The organism is Paenibacillus sp. V4I7, assembly GCF_030817275.1.
In the GTDB taxonomy this organism is placed as follows: Bacteria; Bacillota; Bacilli; order Paenibacillales; family NBRC-103111; genus Paenibacillus_E.
The window spans coordinates 4,842,991-4,869,917 of record NZ_JAUSZD010000002.1 but is presented as its reverse complement, the minus strand read 5'-3'; the positions used below and the strand labels follow the sequence as shown (position 1 = coordinate 4,869,917).

Here is a 26,927-nt window from a genome sequence, read left to right as displayed (position 1 = left end):
TTATGGGATAATGTTCTTGTCAAAACCCAATGACAAGAACATTATCTCATTCCCGACGGATGGCAGGAAAAGTGGAGACCTTAACGATTAACGGGCAGTAGAGCGTGGTGGCCAACGCTAAATTATTGGGCAGATTTGTGTAGTGATACAGTGGAATATGGTAAAGTAATTTTAGTTCCGAGGGGAGGAACCTTATGGGCTTAGATATTTTGCTGTAAACTAATAAAAACAGTCTTGTTTCGATACTTGAAATAAAAGCAGAATTACATGAAGCGATATTTGCATCCCATAAACGTTGGAATAGCTATTTACATCTGAGAAAGCTCAGTGACTTTTATAGTACCAACGCGGAGTTCAGCGGAGAAGGACTGGAAGGACTGGAAGGACTGGTAACTGACTTGATAAACTATAAGTCCCTCATGGTTGTCGAACATCAAAAAGCATTCCATCTGTTGCTTGATGCTTTATCTGATAATAAGGTCCAACGAGTCCGAATTAATGGCGATTAGTGATAAACTAACGCAGAACGATAGTGCAGGGGGTGCCTTATAGCGGCTCCTTTTTTGTTTTCGTTAATATGATCGTAGAGATTGTTGAAATCAATCCCCCTTATTAGTTTGGAACAAAGAGTGCGACTAAAAGGGTGGAAGATGAAATAACTGTACGAATAAGTAGTAAATATAATGAAGTTATCTAGAGATGACCTTTATAATCAACGTTATTGCAAAGCTCAAATGGTAAGAAGAGCAGTTCCGACTTCGGCGCTTCCAGCGAGAAGTCGCATCCCGACCAGCTCGGCTTAATGTTTGAGAACCTCTTCACCTATTACACGTATAGTTCATAAATTAATAGAAGGAAGATAGCCGCTATGTCTAATCACACTAAAGGTAATCCACCATCCTCTAGTAGCGAGCGCAAGCTAGCACCGGATCTGGCCAGAGGCTTTATGCTGCTGATCATTGCCTTGGCTCATGCTAATCAGAATCTATTGATCCTCGAAGAAACCACTTTAAATCATCCAATTATTACACCGCCAAGAAGAGAAGGGGCATGACTGGCCCTTTATACGTAAACTGTTCCTTGAGATTACACGCGGTGAATATGAATGGAGTCAAGTTACTGCAACTACAGAAATAGCTACTTCAGCCGGCATCGTGGATATCATGCTGACTCGATCGTTTTACTGGGCTTCCTACAGTGTGATTCTACTGCATCAAGTTATACCGGCTATGGCACTTGGCATCTGGGCAAGTCGTAAGAAGCTGCTGGACCATCCGGAGCAACACCGCGGCCTCCCCTTGCGGACGGCAGCTGTTGGCCTTGCGCTGTCCACATTTGGCGGCATACCGCTAGCGCTTATGTCCTCGCTGTATTGGAATTACCCTTCAGAAGCAACAACAGCCATTGCAGGTTCCTTACATACCGTTACCGGCTATGCTGGCGGAATCGGCTGGGCTGCTCTTATCGGATTTATCGCTGGGAGCCCAAGAACAATACGCAGCAAGCTGACAATGGCTATCGCAGCTCTTGGCCAGCGATCGTTAACGTTTTATATTTTCCAATCTATCGTGTTCTTTATCGTATTTGCGGATGGAATTGGCGGTCTAGGCGCTATCGGCAATCAACTCAGCAGCGACATTGTCGCCTGGCTGACATGGATTGTCTTCATAATAATTGCCGAGTTTATGCAGCGCGCTAACTACTCTGGCCCCGCCGAGAAGCTGTTACGCCGATTGACTTACCGAAAGTAGCGAAGCTAATATCCTTCCATATACTCCTACAAGAAAACCGGACCACTCTCAACGAAGAGATGATCCGGTATTCTTGATCTAATATTCCATTATGTTCACCGCCTACGCCAGCCGAATTTTTTCAAGCTGAAAAGTGTGAAGTGCTAATAAAATTGAGGACATACACCTCGTCGCAGTGGCGCAAACAAATCCAATATACTCCCTTATTCAAAGGTGTGGGTAAACGGCACGCAGTGCGCCTTAACGGATATTAGAAAGGGGCAAATCTGCAAGTGTCACTTCCTGAAGCCCTGTATCGATAAAGGCGGGAACGTTTTTTTCCTCAGAAGCCAGAAGCAATTGTTGGATAATCCATTGGCCCCATAAGTGTTCGTTTTCCGAAATGACGGATGTGATTTGACCGTTCAACAAGGCTTCTTTAACCTCAGGTGACATGCCGAAGGTTAGTGAATCACGTTTAAGACCTTGCGCTTTCCATATGAGGATGGAATTAGAGCTGGAAATAAAGTCTAAGGATACTAATGCATCAAAATGGGGATGTTGGTCGATCATTTCCTCCAAGTTGCTTAAATCACGGTCGCTTTGTCCTTCGTTGAAGCGAATCTCCAGCACTTGAATTTCAGTATTCCATTTTAAATATTGAAGCATTCCTTCTAATCGGCGCTTCTGTTGGGACGCTTTGGATAATCCGCCTTCCACCATAATCATCCCTTTTCCTTTCAGAAACCGCTTAATGATTGCTCCCATCAAGTAGCCTTCATTGTAAGAATCCGTCCCGATATAAGAAAGTCGTTTGCTAGCCGGCACATCGGTTTCAAAGCAAATAACCGGAATACCGAGAGAGACAGCTTTATTGATGACTGGAGCAAGTGCTACCGGATCGATAGGGCTAATCGCGATGCCGTCCACCTTTTGCTTGATCATGGTTTCCATCATCAGAATTTGCTGCTCCAAATTAATCTCATCCGGTGCTTTGATAATCAGTTTAATGGACTGGGGCTCGGCAGCCTGCTCTACAAGTTCGGTAATCATCTCGTAAAAAGGATTCGCCATCGGATACAGGATACCGAAAGTACTTGTGACTTTACGTTCCTTATCCGAGGCTTTTGTCGCTTCTTGAAGCGGCGAACTATCGAAGGCAGGGTCATTAGAAGGTTCTGACACTTTACAGGAGGCTAAGGTGAATACCAAAAGAAACAGTAAAAATAGATTTCGAATGAACATGTATCTAAAGCACACGCAGTTGTTCTCCTTCCGAACGGCTCAGAGATGCATCATGCAAACCATTTTTCCTGAATTCTTTGGTCGTCATTCCTGTGACTCTCTTAAACAAATTGGAAAAGTAGTGAGCATCATTGTACCCGACTTGATAGGCGATTTCAAAAGACTTCGCAGAAGTGGTTTTGAGGAGCTCCATCGCTTTTCGAATACGGGTTTGCGTTAAATATTCGATAAAAGTTTGGCCAGTTTCCTGGCTGAAAACCTTGCTCAAGTGGCTCGCACTAACCTCCACATGCTCTGCTGCAACCTGAAGGGAGATTGAGTCTTTATCGTAATTGCACTGGATATATTCCTTCACCTTAATTAGCATTTCCCCATACTTATCGTATAACCGAGAGCGCCAGGACCAGAACTGCTCAGTCAGTTCGGTTAAGTAGAAACAAGTATCTTGCCAGGAACGGATCGTCCCGATCTGCTGCTGCAATCGGTTAAGCGTCTCTTCCGGAACTGATAGATGTCGATACATATCTTTGGCGGAGCGAAATACCTCCAGTGTTAAGTCGTTTAGGATGTAATAACCGATGGCTGCAGCATGCCAATTTATATCCTTTAGCGCAATAGCATATTCTTTGATGAACGGTTCTAACTGCGTAGGACTGCCGATTTTTAGAAAATTGACGAATTTACCCCGATCCAGAAAAAGCGACGGGTCAAGTAAGCCTGGAAAACTTTCCCGGAGGGCATGCCGATTTTGCCGTGAGAGCCTCCGCCAATGCATGTCCTCTTCAGCCTCCAAGAACGATAAATGGACATTTTGTAAACGATCCTGGACACTTCCTATACCGACAGACACGGAAACGGATATACCGGATGATTCCTCCGATATCATCTGCTGAGTTTCTTTAAAGCTCTGAAGCTCTTGCTGCAGCTGATCCAGTGAATCTCCTTTAAGGATCCAAACAGTTTCCGTGCGGCTTCGTTGGAACATTAAGTGATGGTTATTTTGCTGCAGGCTCCTGCATGTATCAATCAACAGCAGCTCACTCTCTTGTAAAGTGTCAGATTGTATGGAAGAGGATGGACCGGGATAACGAATATCCATCATGGCGACGACATAGTAATGGGCCAATAGACTTAGATGAAGTGAGGTGCTGAGATGAATCGCCTCGGATGTCATAATGAAGCCGCTGCACAAGTCATTCAGCAGCTTGTCTTGCGAGATTACCTCTTTATCGCTTTCCGTTTGCTTCAGTTTTTCAATTCGGGCTTTTTCTTCACGTTCTTTATCAATCTTCGTGCTGACTACTTGGAGCATCGTGATGATTTCCGCAGCACTAAGCGGTTTAAGACAATATTCTTCCACACCCATACGCAAGGCGCTTCTAGCATATTCGAACTCTCCGTGACCGGTTAATATGATGATTTTCACATCAGGCATTTTTTTTCGCACGATACTGCTTAGTTCCAGGCCGTTCATGAAGGGCATTAAAATATCGGTAATTATAATATCAGGTTGAACCTGCTCAATAAGCGGAAGAGCGACTTCGCCATCGGGCGCATCCCCACAGTAAATAAAGCCCTCTTTTTCCCAATCGATACAATCCCTTATCGTCTCTCTAATTAAAATCTCGTCGTCGACTAGCAGCACTTTCTTCATTGGAACTCACTCCAATCCTTCATCGGTATTCGAATGGTAACCGTAGTTCCTTCACCTTCCTTGCTGTACACTTGAACGCCATATGATTCTCCATAATACAAGCGAAGCCGCCGTTGTACATTATGAAGCCCAAAACCGCCTGATACTTCATTTCCGGTGATTTCCGGCAAATTCGGCTCCATCAAACCGTTACGAAGTTGTTCCAGCCGAGCTTCCGACATTCCAATTCCGTTATCTTCCACATTCAACAAAATATGTTTGTTTTCTTCCGCGTAGCTATATATGCGAATCATTCCTTTGCTCCGTTTGTTCTTAAGGCCGTGATAAAGGGCATTCTCAACAATTGGCTGCAGCGTCATCTTCAATATTGGAAACGCGTAGAGGCTTGAATCTATGAAGATCTCATAATCCAATATATCCCGATAACGAATTTGTTGGATAGTCAAATAGCTTTGTAAATGTTCAAGCTCCTTTTCTATGGGAATCCAATCCCTGCCTTTGCTCAAACTGATCCGGAAAAGTCGCGACAGGGCAATTACGAGCTGAATCACCTGCTCCTTCTTGCCGGCCTCGGCCATCCATAGAATAGAATCCAACGTGTTATACAAGAAATGGGGGTTGATTTGTGCCTGCAGCGCACGAAGCTCGGACTTCTTCATTTCTTGCTGCTCCTTAATGCTCTGATCGAGCAGCATCCGAATTTTGCCAAGCATAATGTTAAAGCTATTTCCAAGGTCGGCGATCTCATCCGTTCCTGTCGGCGTCACTTTAGCTTCGAGAAAACCAGAGGCGGCAAGCTGCATTTTTTTCTTTAAGATATTAACCGGCCGGGTTAGACGATTCGATACAAAGTAATGAAGTGTGAAGGCGAATATAATACTCAGCACTACACTGATAATAATAAGCTGCCGAATGGAGTTGGCTTCTTCTACAATTTCTTGAAGAGGCACCAGGCCGACAATGTTCCATCCCGTCAATTTCGAGGGAGAGGCGAAGACGAATCTGGGCTTCCCCTCCGATGCATCTATGAAATGGTTTTCCGGTCCGGCAAGTATGGCCGATAGTTGCTCGACATTAGGCAATTTCGTAAGGCCGCTCATTTGGGACGGTTTAAAGATGGGTTTGCCCGATTCGTCGACAACATAGAAGAAGCCATTTTTTCCAATCGTTACGTTATCACAGAACCGTTTCACGATACTGTCATCCAAATCGATGATAATAAATCCAATCACTTCATTAGTCACCCGCTGCTTGACTGTGGAAATGATGGAAATGACATTATGATTTTTATAGTGAAATCCGTCCAAACGTTCTAATTCGGATACGCCAGAAGAAGGAATATTCAGAACATCATCCGGATGATGCATAAGATAGGTGAAATATGTGTTGCGAAGCGGATTTCGGTCTAACTGGAAAACGCCTTTTCGTTCGCTAATTCCTCGCCCGTACAAATTGATCATGGTTATGTTCAGCACACTCTCATACCGATAGGTTTGTCTATAGGAAGCCATTGTTTTCAGAATTTCCTTTGAGTCTTCGTATGTATCGTTTTGTGAGAATAGGAAATGGAGGAGTTTCGGGTTCTTTTCTAATTCAAGGAGCTTACTTGTATCCATAAACAGGTTATCAATATCCCTGGCCAACTGATCGGCGAGCAGCATGGTAGCTGATTTGCTGTTGGTAAATACGGTGTTAAACGATTTTTGATAAGAAATAAGACCAACGGATATCAGTGGCACACAAGTCAAAATAACGAACATGGTCAGAAGCTTCGCACGCAGGCTGGAAGTAATTCTCCGAATAAGCACCATGATAAAGAGTACCTTTCATCTTACTTTATGGAGTGATCGGAACAATTAAATTATGAAGCATCACTTATGAAAACGCAATCATTAGACAAAAAACTGCAACTTTAAAAAAAGAAAACAAAGGTATCCTATACAAAACTGGTATATACTCAAAAATTTATAATAATGCCTCATAATACTCCGTATACCTCCAGGGTGTAACAATCTTATAATCAATTCACACCAACACGAAATGGTGAAATAAAGGGAGGAATAACACATGAAACCAAGAAAAACAATGGGGTTGCTCTTAACTTCGGCAATGCTATTATTCTCAGTAGCTTGCAGTAATACGGAAAAAGTCCCCACTAATGCAAGCAAGCCGGAAGCGACAAAAGAGAGTACGAGTGCCACGAAAGCCCCGGCGGCAACTCCGGCAGACAAGAAGATTACCTTAGGCTTTTCCCAAGTTGGCGCGGAGAGCGGCTGGAGATCGGCGAATACGAAGTCTGTACAAGACTCGGCAAAAGAAGCGGGATTCGACCTGAAATTCTCTGACGCACAGCAAAAACAAGAAAACCAAATAAAAGCGATTCGCACATTTATCCAGCAAAAAGTGGATGTAATCTCGTTCTCTCCGGTTGTTGAATCCGGTTGGGATACAGTGCTGAAGGAAGCCAAAGATGCAGGGATTCCGGTGATTTTAACAGACCGTGCCGTAGATTCCAAAGATACTTCGCTTTATCAAACTTTCATTGGTTCTGACTTTGTTGAAGAAGGACGCCGGGCAGGCAAGTGGCTCGTGGACACGTATAAAGGCGCAAAGGAACCAGTAAATATCGTGGAGCTGCAAGGTACAACAGGCTCCGCACCGGCGAACGATCGGAAATCCGGCTTCGAAGAAGTGATAAAATCCAACGCAAATCTGAAAGTAATTGCTTCCCAGACAGGCGACTTTACTCGTGCTAAAGGTAAAGAAGTTATGCAAGCATTCCTGAAGGCTCATAAGGACATCGATGTTCTTTATGCTCATAACGATGATATGGCCCTCGGAGCAATTCAAGCGATCGAGGCGGCGGGATTAAAGCCAGGTAAAGACATCATCATCATCTCCATTGACGGCGTAAAGGACGGTTTCGTTGCGGCAAGCGAAGGGAAAATCAACTTTATCGTAGAGTGTAACCCATTGCTCGGACCGCAATTGATGCAAGCGGTACGTGATGTTGTAGCCAGCAAACAGCTACCTAAGAGGATCGTAACCAAGGAAGGCGTATTTACATCGGAGGATGCTAAGCGGGAACTTCCGAACCGCCAGTACTAATAACAACCTGATACATTCGTAATATAAATAAAAGGAGAAAGCCGCTCAAACCGGTGCTAACGGCATGGAGCGGCTTTCTCCTTAAAGGTAGAGGAGTGAATGTATGAATAACATTCGGCCAATTTTGCAAATGACAGGGATTCACAAACAGTTTCCCGGTGTAAAGGCATTGTCCGGCGTTAATTTCCGATTGTTTCCCGGGGAAGTCCATGCATTGATGGGTGAGAACGGAGCGGGTAAATCTACACTGATTAAAGTGCTGACAGGTGTCTATTCGATAGATCAGGGAACCGTTGATCTGGCTCAGAAGACGATAAAAATAAGCAGTCCGCAGGATGCTCAAAGTGCCGGTATCAGTACAGTGTATCAAGAGGTTAATCTTTGCTTAAATCTTTCCGTGGCGGAAAATATATATATCGGACGTGAACCGCGCCAATTCGGACGAATTGTATGGAAAGAGATGTATCGCAATGCCGAAGAACTGCTGAAGAAAAGAATGAACCTTGAAATCGATGTGATGCAGCCTCTCCATACATATTCGGTTGCCGTACAACAGTTGATTGCAATTGCCAGAGCGTTGAGTTTTTCCGCTAAAGTACTTATTTTAGACGAGCCGACGTCAAGTCTGGATCGAGGCGAAGTCTTACAGCTTTTCTCGGTGATGACAAGACTAAAGAGTGAGGGCTTGGCCATCCTGTTCGTTACGCATTTTTTAGATCAAGTTTATGACATTTCGGATCGAATAACCATTCTCCGTAACGGAGAATTTATTGGGGAATATATGGCTAAAGAGCTTCCTCGCATAGAACTGGTATCTAAGATGATCGGGAAAGATATTCATCTTCTCGAGGAAATTCCGAACATTTCCAGCGGGGAACAAATGAAGGACGAAGTTTTGCTTCAGGCTACCAATTTTGGGAAAAGAGGATCCATTGAACCGATAGACTTAACCATTCATAGGGGAGAAGTTGTCGGTCTTGCCGGACTTTTGGGATCGGGGAGGACTGAACTTGCGAGACTTATCTTTGCAGCTGACCGGGCGGATTCAGGGGAAATAAAGCTGTCCGGGTCCAAAGGCGCTATACAAACGCCAAGACATGCAATTGATCAATCCATCGCCTTTTGCTCCGAAAACCGGAAGGTAGAAGGCATTATTGACGATTTGACGGTAAGGGAAAATATAATCTTGGCGCTGCAGGCAACCCAAGGCTGGTTCAAGACGATCTCTCGAAAACGTCAGGATGAAATTGCGGACCAGTATATTCGTACGCTAAACATTAATCCTCCTAACCCTGAACATCTTATTAAAAATTTAAGCGGGGGCAACCAACAGAAGGTGCTGCTTGCCCGTTGGCTGTTGATTCAGCCCAAACTGTTGATCTTGGATGAACCTACAAGAGGAATCGATATCGGAGCCAAGGCAGAAATTCAGAGGTTGGTTTTATCCTTAGCTCAAAAAGGCATGTCCGTTTTATTTATCTCATCCGAATTAGAAGAAGTGCTGCGGGTTAGCGACCGAATTGTCGTCCTTCGCGACCGGCGCAAGGTTCAAGAAATGATTGGCGACGATATCAGCCAAAAAAATGTCATGACGGCGATTGCGGGAGGGTGAACACCATGCTAAAGCATCACTTATTTTGGCCGCTATCGGTATTAGGCGCGCTGTTACTATTCAATTTATTATATGCTCCGGAATTCTTTTCCATTATCATGCGGGATGGACATTTATACGGGAGTCTAATTGATATTCTAAATTTTGGCTCCCCCTTAATTATTGTGGCAATCGGGATGACGCTGGTCATCGCCACCAAGGGGATCGATTTGTCGGTCGGTTCGGTAGTGGCCATCGCTGGAGCCATAGCCTGTTTAACCATAAGTCAAGGCGATGGACAGAATGCCATAAGCCTTGTGCTCATTGCTATTGGGATTGCGTTGGTCCTGTCCATCATACTTGGTGTATGGAATGGATTCTTAGTCGCAGGCATCGGTATGCAACCGATTATTGCCACATTGATTCTGATGGTCGCCGGGCGTGGAGTGGCACAACTCATCACAGACGGCCAGATCATAACCGTTTCCAATGAGCCGTATAAATATATCGGTTCGGGCTCGTTAGCAACGCTTCCGTTTTCTATCTTTATAGTGGCAGCGCTCTTTCTTGTTGCCTCTATTCTAACCAGAAAGACTTCGCTGGGGCTCTTTATTGAATCGGTTGGCTGTAAGCCGGAGGCGAGTCGCCTTGCCGGAATTCGATCAAAAACGGTCATGTTTGCCGTATACATGTTCTGCGGTTTATGCGCCGGCATAGCCGGATTAATTCTTAGCTCAAACGTATCCAGCGCGGATGGTAATAATGCAGGGCTTTGGTACGAGCTTGATGCCATTCTTGCGGTAGTTATTGGAGGCACTTCCCTGAACGGAGGACGGTTTTACTTAATGGGCACCTTGATTGGGGCGCTTATCATTCAAACGTTAACGACGACAATTTATATGATCGGCGTTCCGCCTGAGATTACACTTGTAGTAAAAGCAATCGTCGTTTTAATTGTATGCCTGGTTCAATCCGAATCGTTCCGTAAAACGCTCATTTCTCGATGGAAGACCCGTCATTATCCAGCAGAAAGTGAGGTCAAACAACATGCTTAAGCGACAATATATTCCGATTCTGGTGACTATCGGGCTGTTTGCTCTTATGTTTACGATTGGTTCTTTCCGATATACAGGCTTCTTTTCCTTACAGGTAATCTTAAATCTGCTGATCGATAATGCTTTTCTATTGATTGCTGCTGTTGGAATGACCTTCGTTATCGTTTCCGGAGGTATCGATTTATCAGTCGGTTCGATGATTGCGCTCACAACGATGGTTTCCGCGAGCTTAGTCCAAGCGGGGTGGCCGCCGCAGCTGGTGATTCCATTGGTGCTGACGATAGGATCTCTCTTCGGATGGGGGATGGGGGCGGTTATTCATTATTTTAAGATTCAGCCGTTCATCGTTACCTTAGCGGGGATGTTCCTAGCTCGGGGACTTTGTTACGTCATAAGCATTAACACGATTACGATTGACAATGCTTTTTATACCAGTGTGGCGCAGACTAAGGTGAACTTGCCGGGCCAGAACTTCATATCCATCAGCGTGATAATAGCAATGCTGGTTGTATTTCTAGGCATCTACATGGCACATTACACTCGATTTGGCCGTAACACCTATGCATTAGGCGGCAGCGAGCAATCTTCCTTATTGATGGGTTTACCGGTAGGACGAACTAAAATGACGGTTTACATGTTCAGCGGATTTTGTTCTGCTCTCGCAGGTGTAGTCTTTACCTTCTATATGCTTTCGGGTTATGGGCTGCATGCGATGGGAATGGAGTTGGACGCTATTGCTGCAGTGGTCATCGGCGGTACGCTGCTGACAGGCGGGGTAGGTTATATTGTAGGAACCTTCTTTGGTGTATTAATTCAAGGAGTCATACAAACCATTATCAGCTTTGAGGGTACACTAAGTTCCTGGTGGACGAAAATCGTTATTGGAATCCTTCTGTTCATGTTTATTTTACTGCAAAGACTGTTCAGCGGACGAAGCTGGGTCCACCGGCGCTAAGCGTTGCGAAAACTCAAAACAGGGTCTGCATCAGGGGAGAGCCTCATGAAAGAGTTAAAGAGCTTATTACGAATGCTGCTGAGAAAACCCAGTCAATCTATCGGAACCAAATTATTCCTTATCTTCTTTTGTTTTCTATGGCATCCGTTACGGGATTAGGCTTGTTTTCTTCAAGTATTGCCAAATCAGCGATCATTGAACAGATGAAGCAACAATTTTATATCGATTTATCCAATCAGCTCCTTAATAACAGCAGTTTTACGGAAAATTTATTTCAAATCACAAACGCGGGCATTGGAGCGGATGAGCTTCAGAGGCGCAGCTCCGAGATCCGGGGACTTTTGGACCAACTGGCGTTATCCGACCAGAGTATTAGGGACATCACTCTCTTTCCTCTGGAAGATCCGATTCCCCCCATCTCTACGGAAAGGGAGAGTTTTGATACGAAAGTAACTCAGTCCGGTTGGCTCGAAGAAATTCGAAGTGCCGACGGCAAACCAGTATGGCTGTCAATAGAAGAGAGAGGCTATTTGGGGAATTCCCCGAAGCCTCTCTTCGCCTACGGAAGACTACTGGATAAAAACAATGTCGGATCTCATGATTTCATCCTCCTTGTTCAGATGGATTCTAAAGTGCTACAATCAATGGTAAGCGCTCTCAAATTGAATGATGGAGCGGAAACGCTTATAACTACCAAATCAGGCAAGCCAATAATGAGCAATCGTCAGGAATTCATTCTTCATGAATTGACATTCCCGCTTGGTCAAGCCACTTCCGGCGTCGGAAGGCAACTTGACAGGACGGTTGTCCTTTAACGGAAAGAAAGATGAAATCGGTCCAGTCTCTCTAGCTTACAATCTGATGATCCGAAAAATCGTTCAACTGGTTAACGAGATGAGGGAAACGGGCAAAGAAGTAACTGAATCCAGTGACCGTATGGCGACAGCATCGGTCGAAACTGCCGTTTCCGCGCGGGAAATTCATTCCGCTGCAAATCAAATCGCCCTGAGGAATCATCGGCTACAAGTCGCTGCGCTTTGTTCGGCGCAATTATCTATCGGGGAATACTTGTGGAGCTCTCCATGAGAATGAAGCAGGTCTCGTCTCAATTAGAAAGACATATGGCTCGTTTTCAAATCGATTAAATCCAAGGGGGCTGGACCATAAAAATGCATCTTAGAAAACCGGGCTTATCATTGGTGCTGCTTTCTAAGCTTATCATTGTTATCTGTTTTCTCGTGCTTCCCACGGGGTGTGATTTGATCAAGGAAACGACGGCGAATAGCAGGAATGGGGAAGAAGGAAAACAGGTTCCGGGGCTTAAGGAGACTAATATACAGAAGCGTCCTATCCTCTTGGGTTTTTCCCAACTTGGTTCGGAAAGTGATTGGCGCAAAGCGAACACACTTTCCATTAAAGAATCGGCAGAGGAATCCGAAATCAGCCTTTTATTCGAGAATGCAGAGCAATCTCAAGAGAGACAATTTGAAGCTGTGCGTTCATTTATTAAGCAAAAAGTCGATGTAATTTCAATTGCGCCGGTGGTGGAAAAGGGCTGGGAGCCTATTCTGAAGGAAGTCAAGCAAGCGGGTATTCCCGTCATCATTATTGATCGATTGGTTGAAGTATCGGATCCATCCCTATACGTCACGTTTATCGGTTCCGACTTTTATGAGGAGGGTCGTAAAGCAGGAAAGTATGTACTAGATAAGTTAGCTAACATTCCCAGTCCCATCGGTATTGTGGAATTGAAGGGAACAGAAGGATCTACGCCATCAATTGCTAGGGGCAAAGGGTTTCATGAAGTAATCACAAAAAATACTGATTTTGCAGTTCTGGAAAGCGCTAATGCCGATTTCACTGTCACACAAGGGAAAGAGGTCATGAGATCCTTCCTGCAAGCAAGAGGAACGAGTATTCGGGTTCTATTTTCACATAATGATGATATGGCTTTAGGTGCGATAGAGGCCATAGAAGAGTACGGCTTAAGGCCTGGCAAAGACATCGTTATCGTTTCGGTGGATGGTACGCGGAAAGCACTTGAGAAGCTGATGGAGGGTAAAATTAACAGTGTGGTCGAATGCAATCCGCTGTTAGGCCCCAATCTCATTCAAGCTGTAAATGAGATGATAGATGGCCGAACACTGCCCAAGCGCATCGTAACACCAGAAAGTATATTTACGGAAGTGACGGCTGCAAGAGAAATTGGCACCAGACGTTACTAAAAAGTTCAGCCGACTTGAACAACGACGTTAGAGTGGAACATTATCGATTTGACGACCTTGGCGAGTTGGATTCTCAGCTAGTACACATGAATAGGGCTGTCCCAAAAGTAATTAATTTACTTGAGGGGTGGCCCTTCACTAACTCTAAATGACTAATCATCTTTGCTCACCTATTGGGCAGAATTGAGTAACAACAGATATATGAATGTTTGAGTACAAGTTCACTTATTCCACAAAATGATAAATCCTCCCCAATCGCATCTCTATCTTTACATATTTCCTTTTTTAATTATAATTCAAAGCAAAGGATATCTAAGCCCATGGGAAGTCGGTGATCTCATAAACATTGGTTTATCTCATCATGTAACCGTTTACTTCAAACACTACATTTCGAGGCGTATTCCAGAAGGGGGACACTTATGAAAAAAAACAGGTTCAACCTGTTGGCCAAATTGTTGATTTCCTATATATTGGTGCTGCTGTTTCCCGTCATCGTTATTCTTTTCTACTATTACCCGAATTCAACGGAAGTTGTGAAGCAAAAGGAAATGGACTGGAATGCTCATGTCACCGCACAGTTCATGAATTCGATGGATATTTTCACCCGTTATGTGTACAACCTTCCCTCAGAGCTAGTGAACAACCAGGAGATCAAGTTGTACTTGGCTGGGGATGATGATTATCAAAGAATCGTCATTGCAAACGAAATGCGGAAATACAATGCGACGGATGCATTCATCGACAACACCTTCTTGTATGTTAAAAGCATCGGCTTTCTGTTTGCCAAGACAGGAAGTGCCTACAGTATTGAGGATTTCGAAAGTCCAGGAGTCGGATATTATTACGAAAATTGGCCGCATAAAACCATGTTCGAGGAATTGACCAATTTGACTTCACCTACGGTTCGGCCGGCGGAAAACGTCATCATATCCGGCAATAACCGGACGCGAATGCTGACGTTCTTATCGCCTTTGCCATTAGGCGGTCTCAACTCACCGGGTACAGTGCTCATCATGGTAAAAGAGGAAACGATTATTCGGCTGATGAAGTCGGTTTCCGAAGCTTTTACAGGTGATTTCTTTATTTTTGACCCGAAGGGAAACCGTTTGGTCGCTTCAAACGAAACCTCTTACAGTAATTCGAGTGAATTCAAACATCTGGTGTCCGGCTTGGGTGAGAGTCGGTCCGGATCAGGTATATATCGGATCGACGGCAAATCTTTTATCGTTTCGTACGAAGTATCGGATAAAAACGGCTGGAAGTATGTCACTCTGATGGCTGTGTCTGAAACGTTGCAAGATATCCGATTGATCCAGCGCAACACCGTCGTTCTTTTTATTCTGATTTTATTGCTCGAAGTGATCGTCATCTATGTTTCTATCCGTAAAAATTATCATCCGATCAAAGGTTTGGTTCATTTCGCTAAAAACTTGTTTACGCTAAGAGAGCCGAGAACAATGAATGAATTCGATACGATACGGTATGCGCTGGATCAACTTTCCTCCGCCAACAGCAGGCTGGACGAGAGGGTAAAAAGCACGTTGCCCGTCATACGTGACAATCTGTTGTTCGAGCTGATATGCGACCGTTACCCGACATGGGACGCATTTCAAAAGGAGGCCGATCCGTACGGAGTTTGCTTCAACTATTCTCATATTGCGGTTGCTGTCCTTTCTTGTGAAACAAAAGAAGGCGGTATCGAAGCGGTTGCTGAGTATTGCCGGATGGAGGAGAACAGATTGCCTGAAGATCTTCAAGGTTACTTCTTCAATAGCATTTATAATCAAGAGATCGTCTTTGTTGGTTCCCATAACCAGAATTTTCAATTGAAGGCGTATCTCAGCGGTCTTCAGCAGGAGCTGCTCGAACGGATCGGCATACGTACGCTGATCGGAATTGGAGCACCGGGACAATCCCCGGAAGGGGCTCACCTCTCTTATTTGCAGGCCATTCGCGCTGCCGAGCATCTTCGGGTCCGGAATCAATACTCGGTTCTTGTTTTCGACGAAATCGAAGTCCAGCAAACCAGCGCAGTTTCCTATTTTGCAGAACAACTGCAATCACTTGAGCTATTCATTTTAAAAAACGACGTCTCCGCAGTTGAATCGGTTATGGAGCGCATCATCGCATATATCGGGCACGACGGTACGCCGCCGCATATGGTCAGAGCTGTTTATTTGAACACGATCATCGTCATATTCAACGGATTGCAGCGTTTCCGGCAGGGCGACCAAAGCTTGCTGCAATTGACCAGCGTCTCCTACCTTCATCGATACACGATCGAGCAGATGATCGATATTATGCGTGAAAGCTGCTGCAAGCTTTGCGATCTCATTCGAAGCTCACAGCCAACTTCTAGGACCGCTTCACAGAATGACATTCTTGCGTTCATTGAAGGAAATGGCATGTGTCCTGAATTTTCGCTGCAGCTAATTGCCGATCATTTTAGCATGTCGATTTCGGGCTTCAGCTATCACTTCAAGAAAACGATGGGACAAAATTTCAAGGAATATATCGATCAGCTTCGTATCCAAAAATCCCTTGTATTACTTCGAAGTTCAGATGAAACGCTGGAATTGATCGCGCAGCAAGTCGGTTATTCGAATACGTCGAGTTTTATTCGCTCCTTCAAAAAAGTGGTCGGCATTACGCCGGGCCAATGCCGGGATTCAAACAAATGAAAGTAAGCTACCCGTTGTAGACAGCGTGGTAGCCGTTTTTTTTTCGTAAAGATGCAATTTTTGAAGATATGCAATTTTTGAAATCCGTTTACAAGACGCATTTGCAAGCGTTTTCCAATACTGTTGTTAAGCGTTTTCAAAAAATGGGGATTCATCAAAAACTGATCGTTTACGCTTCCTCGAACGAAGATTAAAGTTAAGGTGGAATCGGCAAGGATTGTGCATAACCAATACTTTTGAGGGGTGATGACGGCAATGCGTAAAAAATTAGCAGTTGTACTATCATTGTTTATGGTTTCTGCTGTAGTAATGGCAGGCTGCAGCGAATCCAGCTCCAAAACTGAAGGAACTAGTGACACTGGTTCGGGGAATGCAGGTAAAAGCGGTACGAAAGTAAAATTAACGGGCATAATGGTCAAACACCCGCTTACGAAACCGCTTGCAGAAATGGAATGGCTGAAAAAAGCGGAAGAAGAAGCAGGCGTAGAAATCAAGTGGCAAGAGATTACGGCAGACTGGGGACAGAAAAAAGGTACCATGCTTGCCAGCGGTGATGTTCCGGATTTATTTGTTGGTGCTAATGTCATTACAGACGCCGATTTTGCGCAATTTCAAGGCCTGTTCCAAGATTTGTCCGATTTGGTCAACAAAAACGCTCCGAATGTGCAAATGATGTTTAATGCTAAACCCGAAACAAAAATCATTGCCACGCAGCCTGACGGGAAAATTTACGGTTTACCCAAATACCAACGTTTTTGGCCTGCTTCTGCTACAAGACAATTTATTAATAAAAAATGGTTGGACAATCTAGGATTAAAAATGCCGACTACGTGGGATGAATTATATAACGTACTGGTCGCATTTAAAGAAAAAGATGCTAATGGCAACGGCGATTTAAAAGATGAGATCCCCATGGACTGGCCGGGAGGTATCGGCGGATATTTCAATCCTGCTGTTCTACTGGGAAGTGAGGGCATTACATTATCCGATGGAAGCGGCCAAGGCTATTATGTGGAAAACGGGAAAGTGAAAAACTTCCTGATCGACGAACGTTTTAAAAATTTGGTCGTATTCTTGAATAAATGCTACGCAGCAGGGTTGATTAACCCAGAAGTATTTACGCACGATTACACGAAATACCAGTCGATTGCACGCGGCACCGGAGATACGGCGAAAGTCGGCTTCACATGGGGTTGGGTCGCATCGGACAGATTCGGAGACCAGGTGGCGCCGCAATATGCGTCGATGTCCCCATTAAAGAGGTCAGCAGATTCTAACGCTAAACTATCTTGGAGTTATGATTACAACTCCCTAAACTTTGGAAGCAACATGGTAGTCATGTCGGCGAAAACGAAGAATAAAGACGCGGCGATGAAATTCATCAATAACTTGTATGATCCTAAAGTCAGCATGCAAGTCTTGTTCGGCTCATTAGGTACGAATATTAAGGATAATGGAGATGACAGTTACAGCGTATTGCCGCCGACAGATTCGAAAATGGATCCTGGCACATGGAAATGGACGTCCACGATGGCGGATAACGGACCTATGTATATCGCAGATTCTTTAAAATTGAATCTCGGTAAAGATATGAGCGAGGTTCTCACGCAATCCGAACCGTTGAAGGGTGCTCTGAGTGTAAGTACGAAGACCGACGTCTACCCTAACTTGTTTATCAAATATTCGACTGCGGACAATAACACATTAAGCCTGAACAACACGAACCTCATGAATTTGGCGAATCCCAAATTTGCGCAATGGGTTACGAAAGGCGGCATTGACGCCCAGTGGGATGCTTATGTGAAAGAATGTCAAAAAGCCGGTTTGCAGCAAAATATCGAGATTATGCAAAAATACTACGATAGCTTCATGAGTAAGAACAAATAAAATAGCATGATGATAGATGCTATGCTTTCTATGCGGACGGCATAGCATCTATCTAAAAGGGAGAATGCCTGGATGAGCTCTCAAATAAGTGAAATCGGCAAAGATACTGCCGGTATTCGATTAGCTAGAAAACCGACCGTTGTAAGCACATTCAAACGCGATCATCAATTGTGGATCATGATTTTTCCGGCAATCGCCGTCATACTGATTTTTAATTATGGGCCGATGTACGGCATTCAACTCGCTTTCCGGGACTATGATTTTGCCAAAGGGCTCACAGGTGGAGAATGGCGCGGACTCTATTATTTCAAACAATTTATGAATAGCTATTTGTTTGCGGATTTAATGAAAAATACGGTTACCATCAGTCTGGCGTCGATTGTTCTCGGGTTTCCCGCTCCAATCATTCTGGCATTGATACTGAATCAGATCAGAAGAAAAAAAGCAAAGCAAATCTTGCAAACGACGGTGTATTTACCCCACTTTATTTCGACCATTGTACTGGTTGGGATGCTAAATGTCCTATTATCGCCGGAAACAGGCATTGTTGGATACCTGATGAAGTTAGTTGGATTGGGCGATATCAATTTGCTTGCATCTACTAGTACATTCATGCCCGTCTATGTACTTTCCGATATTTGGCAGCATTGCGGATGGAACAGCATTATTTATTTAGCAGCGCTTTCCACAATCGATCCTCAATTGTATGATTCTGCCAAAATTGATGGAGCCAGCAGATGGCAAACGATACGTTACGTGGATATACCTGCAATTGTTCCAACGATGATTATTTTGTTTATTCTCAGCATGGGGAATGTGCTCGGCACCGGCTTTGAAAAAATCTTTTTAATGCAAAATGCGTTAAATCTCCCTGTTTCCGAGGTTATTGCCACTTATGTATATAAAATCGGTATTGTATCTAATCAATTCAGTTACTCGTCGGCAATTGGTTTGTTCAATACGGTCATTAATTTTATTTTCTTGATTGCCGTGAACGCCATCTCGAAGAGATTTTCTAATATGAGTCTATGGTAATTGGATGTCGAAGGGGGGAGTGGAGTTGAGTCTATTAAGCAAGAATGGCAATGAAATCATATTCCGTCTTATTCTATTTGTGCTATGTGTCTTGATCTTTTTAATCATTGCATATCCGTTGTACTTTATCATTATTGCATCTGTTAGTGACTCTACCCTTGTTTCAACCGGTCATGTCTTATTTCTGCCGAAAGGCATCAGTTTTTTTGGATACCAGGAAATTTTTAAAGACACCAGAATTTGGGTCGGTTATCGTAATACACTTGTATACACATTTCTCGGAACTTTTATAAATTTGCTGTTCACCTTACCGGCAGCCTATGTGCTATCGAGGAAAGAATTTATGGCTAGACGTGCATTAATGTTGATCTTCGTAATTACGTTGTTTTTTAATGGTGGCTTAATTCCAACTTACTTATTAATGAAAGGGCTGCACTTGACAAACACGATGTGGGTTTTCATTTTGCCATTTTCCGTTAATGTATTCAATCTCATAATTGCACGTACGTTTTTTGAAACATTGCCATCGGAATTGTATGAGGCAGCTGCCATGGACGGTTGTTCTCATTTCAAGTATTTTATACAGGTGGCTATGCCTTTGTCCAAAGCACTTATATCCGTTATCGGCCTTTACTACTTGGTCGCACACTGGAATGATTTCTTCACGGCTTTAATTTATATAAGAAAAAATGAGCTGCAGCCGTTGCAAATCATTTTAAGGGATATTCTTTTATCGAATCAGGTGTTTGCGAGTGGAGCAGGCGTTGGCGGCGATGCAGGAGGCTATGCGCAAAGATATGCCGATCAAATCAAGTATGGTGTTATCATCGTATCTACGCTGCCGATTTTAATCCTATATCCTTTTATACAAAAATACTTTGAAAAAGGCGTATTGATAGGCTCTATAAAAGGTTGAGCGTGGGGAGTGATGGATGTTCGGAAACAAAAACTCAATTCTTATATGAAATTTAAACGAATATGCATAGTATATTTCGAGAATGCACTCCTGTAAAATCAGAAAAGAAATCGCTTCCAAATAGTGCGGTAATCATCTTCAAAGGGGTTAGCATGTAATGAACAAAATTGTATGTGGCGATAACAATAACGATAACAATAACAACAACAATGACGATTAGAAGAAATATCGCATGAACGTAAAGAGGGTGAAACCGAGCTGGCTTCACCCTCTTTATCATGGTGGATAAACACGATAATCACCTAGTGGTACAAGCCGAAGTTGAATGTCAACTTCGGTTATTTTTTATTAAGAAAGCGATTGCAAAATTATAAATCATGTTATACAATTAGTTTGTCAACTTAGTTGAATTATATGAAAAAAAGTTTAACTTGAGTAAATAATGTTGATTAATCTGGAATTGTAATCCTTTTTTTCAGGGAGGTGTGGAAGGTTAGGATTCGTATTTATTTCGGTAATAGGCAGAGCTTTAATGTAAAATCAAACCAAACTATCAAGGAGTGGAAGCGACAATGAAAAAGTACAAAGTAGGTATTGTGGGAGCAGGCGGTGTTACCGAATTGCATTTCGTGGGGTACAAAGATCATCCGGAGCGAATCGAGATAACAGCATTATGTGATCCAAATCCCGAGGCGCTCCATGCTAAAGCCGATAAATATGGTGTGCCGCAGCGGTTTACCGATTTGCAAGACTTTATCCAAAATAGCGGTATCGATGTGGCTATCGTCTGTACACCTACTTCCATCCGCAAGCAAATCGTATTTCCGCTAATCGAAGCAGGCTTGCCGGTTTTCGTTGAAAAGCCATTTTCCGACACGCTGGCCGAGGCGACCGAAATTACAGAGAAGGCCAAAAAGCACGGTGTACCGGTTTCCGTCAATCAAAACTTCAGGCGTCATTTCCCATTCGAATTAGTGAAGGAGAAGGTTGCGGAAGGCTTGATCGGCAAGGTAACATCCATTATTTTCTCCAATCTGCATTATAGGCAGGATAGTGGTTGGCGGTTGGATTGTGAACGTCATGCACTTTCGGTAATGGGGATTCACTGGTTTGACGGATTCCGGCAAATTCTTGGAAGCGATGCGGTATCCGTCGTTTGCCAAAACCGTTCCTCATCGGCGATTAATTGCGCAGGGGAAACCGATGCTACCGTTCAAATTGTTTATGAGAACAACGCCGTAGTAACCTACGTTCAAAGCTTCTCTTCCACCTACAACAAAGCGGAATTAATCGTAATCGGGGAAACCGGTACAATCGTCAATGGCCATGGAACCGTAAGCTTATACCGTAAAGGCGGGAAAGATCCTGAAGTCACTTGGGAAAATAATATTTCAAGAGAAGTAGCGACCTACGAAGGCTTAAACCAATTGCTCGTTTCCTTGGAAACCGGCGTGGAAGCGCCAAACAGTTCCCAAGACAATCTGAAAACGATCACCGTTCTCGATGCTGCTTATGTATCGGCTAATGAACAACGAATCGTCCATTTAAAACAAGGTGTAATGGTATAATCTCGTGCTGTACATATTAATTAACGCTTCAAAAAATTGATTGAAGTGGAAGGTAAACATTATGCGTACACAATCGGCTATTTTGCAATCGTCCGTCACTATGGATAAGAACAAGAAACGGCGTACTCTCTTGTCTGATTTAAGACGTGACAAATACCTATACTTGCTGGTTTTGCCAGGCGTGCTCTTTTTCATCATTTTTAAATATGTTCCCATGTGGGGAATCATCATTGCATTTCAAGAATACTCGCCGTATATGGGGGTATTGAAAAGTGAATGGGTTGGAATCGAACACTTTGTTCGGTTCTTTTCAAACCCGGATTTCATGCTTCTATTTCGCAATACGATGATGATCAGTTTATTGAATCTGATGTTCTTCTTCCCGCTGCCGATCATTCTATCATTGCTGCTGAACGAACTAAACAATGAAGTGTTTAAAAGGGTCATTCAATCGGTCGTGTACCTTCCGCACTTTTTATCTTGGGTCATTATTGCTGGCATCTCGTTTTTATTGATGTCGCAATCTTCGGGAATCATCAATTTGATGATGGAAGCGATTGGCTTGCGCAAATATGATTTTTTGACGAATGCGGATACGTTCTGGGGGCTTCTTGTCCTGCAAAATATATGGAAAGAAACGGGCTGGGGAACGATCATTATTTTAGCCGCCATTACAGGAGTTGACACGCAATTATATGAGGCAGCCAAAATCGATGGCGCTAACCGCTGGAGGCAGACATGGCATGTTACTTTACCAGCCATAAGAAGTGTCATACTGATCTTGTTGATCCTGAGGCTGGGGCACATCATGGATGTCGGTTTCGAACAAGTGTTTTTGATGTCGAATGGGGCAGTGGCACGAGTTGCGGACGTATTTGAAACGTATGTTTACCGAAACGGGATACAACAAGGTCAATTCAGTTATAGCACGGCGGTCGGGTTATTTAAATCAGTGGTAGGACTCATACTTGTCGTATTGGCGAACAGGCTTGCCAAACGGATTGGTGAGGATGGGGTCTATTAAGTCTGGGGGTGTCGGAAGATGAAAGTAAGCGTGGGTGGTCGTGTTTTTGATCTATTGAACATCGTTGTATTAGCTTTGATCGGGTTTGTTACTTTATTTCCACTATACTACGTATTTATAGTCTCTTTCACAGATTCACAAGAATATTTGCAAAAAAACGGATTTGTGCTTTTCCCCCAGAATTGGACCCTAGCCGCCTACAAGTATTTGTTAGCTACTCCAGCATTTAAAAATGCAACCGCTGTTAGTACATTTCTGGCAACTGTCGGGACTGGATTAAGCTTAATCTTTACAGCAGCTATGGCGTTTGGGATGTCGCGTAAAAGGTTAAGGGGAAGAAGAATCATCATGCTGATGGTTTTGCTGACCATCTTATTTAATGCTGGCATTATTCCCAATTATATTGTGGTGCGTGAATTAGGGCTGATCAACAGCGTATGGGCGCTGATCATACCCGTATTAATTAGTGGCTGGAATGTTATCTTAATGAAAAGCTTCTTTGACAGCATACCGGCAGAACTGGAAGATGCAGCATTGATTGACGGCTGCAACGATTTGGGCACCTTCTTCCGCATCGTTCTCCCTCTATCCGCACCTGCACTGGCTGCATTCGGTCTGTTTTACGCGGTCGGTTATTGGAACACATTTTTTAACGCCGTTCTGTATATTAATGACTTTGCCAAAGTACCTTTGCAAATTGTATTACGGAACATGCTGATCGATTCGGAAACGTCAACAGGTGGGGCGGCAGCTGTCGAAATGATCTCGGAACAGCAAATTCCAATACAGACGATCAAGATGGCGGCAGTTGTCATCGCTTCTGTTCCGATATTAATCGTTTATCCATTTCTACAAAAACATTTCGCCAAAGGCGTTTTGTTAGGTTCAGTTAAAGGCTGATCGTAACTTTATACTTATTAAGGGGGTTTTGGGTATGATGAAAGGCTCAAAGAAACAGGCATCTGCTGCTTTGCTTTCGATTGTAGCGCTATTCACTGCAGCATGTTCCGGCAGTCAAGGAGGGACAGACACGAAGCCGGAGGCAAGCAAGATGGAGGCGCCCGTCACCCTCAATATCTTAAGCAATTTCTCGATTGCACAGCCGCCAGGACCAGATAATCCGGTGACGAAGGAATTTGAAAAAAAGACGAATACTAAACTGAATATCACCTGGATTTCTGATGGTGTGTTTAACGACAAGCTGAATGTTTTGCTCGCTTCGGGGGATCTTCCCGATCTCATCAAGCTGCCGGATACGACTTCGATTCCGCAGTTTCAGACGATGGTCAAACAGGGCGCCTTCTGGGACCTCACGCCGTTTCTTAAAGAATATAAACATTTAATGGAATCACCTAAGCAAATTTGGGACAACACCAAAATAAACGGTAAAAACTATGTTGTTCCTATCGTAAGACCCTTAGAAGTCGGGGGGCTAGCGATTCGCCGGGATTGGCTGGATAAATTAGGCTTAAAAATGCCGACAACGATGGATGAATTGTATACAGTCATGAAAACATTCAAAGAAAAAGAACCGGACGGAAAAAAGGACACGTATGGGTATACGATGCGTGGAAACGATATCATCGACAACATCTATAATGGCTCCAATGGGAAATGGAAGGTCGTTAACGGCAAATTAGTCGACGTGACCCTGGAGCCGACGATGCGGGAAGCTCTTCTTTTCAAGAAGCGGCTGTTTGACGAAGGGCTTATTCCTCCGGATTTTGCAGTCATGAAGGACAATCAATACTGGGATTTGGCGACTAGCGGGCGCGCCGGGATGACAACTGAGACGATTGAAGCGTTATGGCGCTGGACTTACGACCAATGGAAGAGAGATCCCAAAGTTACGTGGGAGCCCTTAGTTTCTGTAGCAGCTTCACAAGGGCAATTCACTGGACAGGGTTCAGGCATGATCGGCGTGGCGGCCATCCCGAAATCCGTTTCCGAAGCGAAGGTGAAAAAAATATTGTCCCTGCTCGATTTCGGCGCTTCGGCGGAAGGTCACGTATTATCCAATTATGGAATTGAAGGCGTGCATCATAAAAAAGAAGACGGATTTTATGTTACTAATGATCAAGGCGTTAAAGACAGTTTGGGCCCTGGTGCGTTCGGCAAGCTTTTCATGAAGTACGATCCCTATATGTATGCGTTTGCGCCTGGTATGCCGAAGGATGTATTCGAACGAAATAAGAAAATCATCGATGCCAAATCCAAAATCAGCCTGCCTAATTCTGCCGTCGGATTGGTTTCAGAAACGAACCTGAAGGTTGGTTCTGACTTCACCAAGAAAATCAATGACATGAAAACACAGGTCATTATGGGCAAATCCAATATCGACGCATGGGATAAATTAGTTGCCGAACTTAAGCAAGACGCCAACTATCAGAAGATTATTCAAGAAATGAATGCGTCGTATAAAGAACGTTTGGCATCTAAGTAAACATAAAAAAGGAGAACGAGTGTATGGCTACCATTACGGATTTGAGAAAGCAAGACAAGGCACGTGTATTGGATATGGATTGGGGAAAGATTCAATGGCTTTGCGGCCAAGAAATAGATCCGGACAGCGAAATGACCTTTGGTATGGTTTATATTAACGCGGGTCAATCGAATCCCAGACATGTGCATCCGAACTGCGAAGAAATCATCTTTATACTATCCGGAGAATGCGACCATACTCTGGGAGACGAAACCTTTCATCTGGAACCGGGCATGATGTTGCGAATTCCACGCAATGTGCCCCATAATGCAACCACGACAAGTTGGGAGCCGTGCCGTATGATTATCACGTACTCAGCACCAGACCGCCAGACCATTGGCGAATAAACATGTTTGATTTGAGCAATTGGCAAATCGTCATCATCGTTATCGTGGGGGTTTGCGTCGGTTTTGCGAAGACGGGCGTTTCCACAATGGGAATTTTTAATGCCATGCTCATGACTGTTATTTTTCCGGCAAAGCTGTCAGTAGGTATCTTACTGCCTATGCTGATTGCCGGGGATTTAATGGCGGTTGCCTATTACCGCAAAAATGTGATATGGAAGCATTTAATTAGACTGATTCCATGGGTGTTATTGGGCGTAATTGGCGGCTATTTCGTTTTGCTGAAAACGGGTAATGATCAATTAAAGCTCCTGTTGGGATCCCTAATATTTGGCATCATCCTGCTTCAAGTTATCAAAGACTCGGCAGGAGTTTGTCGGAACAGGCGCATGGTTCTTTCTGCTTGTGAATCTCATTAAAGTGCCATTCTACATTCAATTAGGAATGATTACATCCCAATCTTTGTTGTTTAATGCTTGGACGATACCGCTAATTGCTATTGGCGCTTATGCGGGCGGGTATTAAATTGCTGCCGTTAATTCCGCAAGTTTATTTTCAACGGCTTATACTGTCACTTGGGGCTATTGGAGCCTTGAAACTGCTAGGGGAAAGCTTAGTTCATTTTAAATGATATATGAGGAGAAACAATTATGAGTATAAAGTTGGCTTTTTCCAGACCCACTTCCACAGTGGAGGAACAGACGCTTCTTTTTCAACAATATAGAGCGGTTGGCTATGACGGACTGCAACTGAAAGGCCCGCAATATAGCCCCTATCTTAACGAGCCAGAAAGATTCAAGGAAGCATGGGGGCAATTACCGGGGGTGGGCTCGGCGCTCATTACAGGCGGGAGATTGGATGAGGCGGGCACCCAGCAGCTTAGGAACGTATTTCGGTTTGCCTCCGGAATCGGTACGGATCTAGTCGTATACTGCCATGGGGTTCCCAGAGCTGAAGTTACATCTGAGGATATTCGTGGGTATGGGGATGCGTTTTCGGAATTGGGCCTTGAAGCACAGCAGCAGTACGGCGTGAAGCTTTCCCTGCACCATCATCACAACAATCCGGTAATGTACCGTGAAGATTTTGATATCTTCTTTGACCGGATCCAAGATCAATCCATCGGTTTGACCGTGGATACTGCGCATTTGGTGAAGTCTGGCGTCCACGACGTAGCTGAGTTGATCCGCAGCTTTGGCCACGTGATCGATAACTTTCATCTCAAGGACTTTGAGCAAGGGGATTGGAAAGTACTCGGTGAAGGAGCCATCGATTTCAAACCGATTTTCGGAGCGATTAAAGCGATTAACTATAAAGGCTGGATGTCGGCAGATGAAGAAAGCGGCGGCGAAGTGCTTGAGGGCATGAAGGCTTGTTATACGTATATGTGCAACGCAATGAAGTAAAGTGCAGATCCTTGAAGGAGC

23 protein-coding genes are annotated in these 26,927 nt (G+C 44.0%); 20 read left to right on the top strand and 3 right to left on the bottom strand.

Annotated elements, in window-relative coordinates; all coding sequences use genetic code 11:
* The first annotated feature begins 868 nt into the window (after nucleotides 1–868).
* Nucleotides 869–1,054, top strand: a complete 186-nt coding sequence (locus tag QFZ80_RS23135; RefSeq protein WP_307561258.1) for a hypothetical protein — start codon at nucleotides 869–871, stop codon at nucleotides 1,052–1,054.
* Between the two features lie 109 nt (nucleotides 1,055–1,163).
* Nucleotides 1,164–1,751: a DUF418 domain-containing protein gene (locus tag QFZ80_RS23130; RefSeq protein WP_307561256.1), complete on the top strand. Its 588-nt coding sequence runs from the start codon at nucleotides 1,164–1,166 to the stop codon at nucleotides 1,749–1,751.
* A 240-nt stretch (nucleotides 1,752–1,991) separates the two neighbouring features.
* On the opposite strand, the gene QFZ80_RS23125 is transcribed toward QFZ80_RS23130, so the two are convergent.
* From QFZ80_RS23125 to QFZ80_RS23115, 3 genes are read right to left on the bottom strand one after another with little or no spacing between them, the layout of a single operon-like run.
* Nucleotides 1,992–2,990, bottom strand: a complete 999-nt coding sequence (locus tag QFZ80_RS23125) for a sugar ABC transporter substrate-binding protein (RefSeq protein WP_307561254.1) — start codon at nucleotides 2,988–2,990, stop codon at nucleotides 1,992–1,994.
* Nucleotides 2,980–4,629: a response regulator transcription factor gene (locus tag QFZ80_RS23120; protein ID WP_307561252.1), complete on the bottom strand. Its 1,650-nt coding sequence runs from the start codon at nucleotides 4,627–4,629 to the stop codon at nucleotides 2,980–2,982. The genes QFZ80_RS23125 and QFZ80_RS23120 overlap by 11 nt, the downstream gene beginning before the upstream one ends.
* On the bottom strand, nucleotides 4,626–6,440 hold the full coding sequence (locus QFZ80_RS23115) for a sensor histidine kinase (RefSeq protein WP_307553766.1): 1,815 nt from the start codon (nucleotides 6,438–6,440) through the stop codon (nucleotides 4,626–4,628). The genes QFZ80_RS23120 and QFZ80_RS23115 overlap by 4 nt, the downstream gene beginning before the upstream one ends.
* A 256-nt stretch (nucleotides 6,441–6,696) precedes the next feature.
* Between QFZ80_RS23115 and QFZ80_RS23110 the strand changes: the two genes are divergently transcribed.
* From QFZ80_RS23110 to QFZ80_RS23025, 18 genes are all read left to right on the top strand, one after another.
* The gene (locus QFZ80_RS23110) at nucleotides 6,697–7,737 is read left to right on the top strand and encodes an ABC transporter substrate-binding protein (protein ID WP_307561250.1); all 1,041 of its coding nucleotides are present in this window, start codon (nucleotides 6,697–6,699) and stop codon (nucleotides 7,735–7,737) included.
* 103 nt (nucleotides 7,738–7,840) lie between these two features.
* On the top strand, nucleotides 7,841–9,349 hold the full coding sequence (locus tag QFZ80_RS23105; RefSeq protein WP_307553770.1) for a sugar ABC transporter ATP-binding protein: 1,509 nt from the start codon (nucleotides 7,841–7,843) through the stop codon (nucleotides 9,347–9,349).
* A 5-nt stretch (nucleotides 9,350–9,354) separates the two neighbouring features.
* Nucleotides 9,355–10,383, top strand: a complete 1,029-nt coding sequence (locus QFZ80_RS23100) for an ABC transporter permease (protein WP_307553772.1) — start codon at nucleotides 9,355–9,357, stop codon at nucleotides 10,381–10,383.
* Nucleotides 10,376–11,338, top strand: coding sequence for a galactofuranose ABC transporter, permease protein YjfF (gene yjfF / locus QFZ80_RS23095; protein ID WP_307553775.1), 963 nt, complete (start codon nucleotides 10,376–10,378; stop codon nucleotides 11,336–11,338). The genes QFZ80_RS23100 and yjfF overlap by 8 nt, the downstream gene beginning before the upstream one ends.
* Entirely contained in the window at nucleotides 11,248–12,153 is a 906-nt protein-coding gene (locus tag QFZ80_RS23090) for a hypothetical protein (RefSeq protein ID WP_307564361.1), read from the top strand. Before yjfF ends, QFZ80_RS23090 begins: the two co-directional genes overlap by 91 nt.
* A complete protein-coding gene (locus QFZ80_RS23085) occupies nucleotides 12,131–12,424 on the top strand; it encodes a hypothetical protein (protein ID WP_307553779.1) in 294 nt (97 codons plus the stop codon). Before QFZ80_RS23090 ends, QFZ80_RS23085 begins: the two co-directional genes overlap by 23 nt.
* Nucleotides 12,425–12,507: 83 nt before the next feature.
* Nucleotides 12,508–13,563, top strand: coding sequence for an ABC transporter substrate-binding protein (locus tag QFZ80_RS23080; protein ID WP_307553781.1), 1,056 nt, complete (start codon nucleotides 12,508–12,510; stop codon nucleotides 13,561–13,563).
* A 419-nt stretch (nucleotides 13,564–13,982) separates the two neighbouring features.
* A complete protein-coding gene (locus QFZ80_RS23075) occupies nucleotides 13,983–16,244 on the top strand; it encodes an AraC family transcriptional regulator (RefSeq protein ID WP_307561247.1) in 2,262 nt (753 codons plus the stop codon).
* A gap of 255 nt (nucleotides 16,245–16,499) precedes the next feature.
* On the top strand, nucleotides 16,500–18,131 hold the full coding sequence (locus tag QFZ80_RS23070) for an extracellular solute-binding protein (protein WP_307561245.1): 1,632 nt from the start codon (nucleotides 16,500–16,502) through the stop codon (nucleotides 18,129–18,131).
* A 177-nt stretch (nucleotides 18,132–18,308) separates the two neighbouring features.
* Complete coding sequence (locus tag QFZ80_RS23065; protein ID WP_307556020.1) at nucleotides 18,309–19,166, top strand: ABC transporter permease; 858 nt, start codon at nucleotides 18,309–18,311, stop codon at nucleotides 19,164–19,166.
* A 25-nt stretch (nucleotides 19,167–19,191) separates the two neighbouring features.
* Nucleotides 19,192–20,082, top strand: a complete 891-nt coding sequence (locus QFZ80_RS23060; protein WP_373460143.1) for a carbohydrate ABC transporter permease — start codon at nucleotides 19,192–19,194, stop codon at nucleotides 20,080–20,082.
* Nucleotides 20,083–20,654: 572 nt separating this feature from the next.
* Nucleotides 20,655–21,650, top strand: a complete 996-nt coding sequence (locus QFZ80_RS23055; RefSeq protein WP_307561243.1) for a Gfo/Idh/MocA family protein — start codon at nucleotides 20,655–20,657, stop codon at nucleotides 21,648–21,650.
* A gap of 100 nt (nucleotides 21,651–21,750) precedes the next feature.
* The gene (locus QFZ80_RS23050) at nucleotides 21,751–22,674 is read left to right on the top strand and encodes an ABC transporter permease (RefSeq protein WP_307556022.1); all 924 of its coding nucleotides are present in this window, start codon (nucleotides 21,751–21,753) and stop codon (nucleotides 22,672–22,674) included.
* An 18-nt stretch (nucleotides 22,675–22,692) separates the two neighbouring features.
* Nucleotides 22,693–23,574, top strand: coding sequence for a carbohydrate ABC transporter permease (locus tag QFZ80_RS23045; RefSeq protein ID WP_307553789.1), 882 nt, complete (start codon nucleotides 22,693–22,695; stop codon nucleotides 23,572–23,574).
* 34 nt (nucleotides 23,575–23,608) lie between these two features.
* Nucleotides 23,609–25,117 (top strand): extracellular solute-binding protein, encoded by a 1,509-nt coding sequence (locus tag QFZ80_RS23040; RefSeq protein ID WP_307553791.1) that lies wholly within the window; start codon nucleotides 23,609–23,611, stop codon nucleotides 25,115–25,117.
* Between the two features lie 23 nt (nucleotides 25,118–25,140).
* Nucleotides 25,141–25,503, top strand: a complete 363-nt coding sequence (locus tag QFZ80_RS23035; protein ID WP_188175657.1) for a cupin domain-containing protein — start codon at nucleotides 25,141–25,143, stop codon at nucleotides 25,501–25,503.
* A gap of 2 nt (nucleotides 25,504–25,505) precedes the next feature.
* A complete protein-coding gene (locus QFZ80_RS23030; RefSeq protein WP_307561241.1) occupies nucleotides 25,506–25,919 on the top strand; it encodes a sulfite exporter TauE/SafE family protein in 414 nt (137 codons plus the stop codon).
* 231 nt (nucleotides 25,920–26,150) lie between these two features.
* Nucleotides 26,151–26,906: a sugar phosphate isomerase/epimerase family protein gene (locus QFZ80_RS23025; RefSeq protein ID WP_307553795.1), complete on the top strand. Its 756-nt coding sequence runs from the start codon at nucleotides 26,151–26,153 to the stop codon at nucleotides 26,904–26,906.
* Nucleotides 26,907–26,927 lie beyond the last annotated feature (21 nt).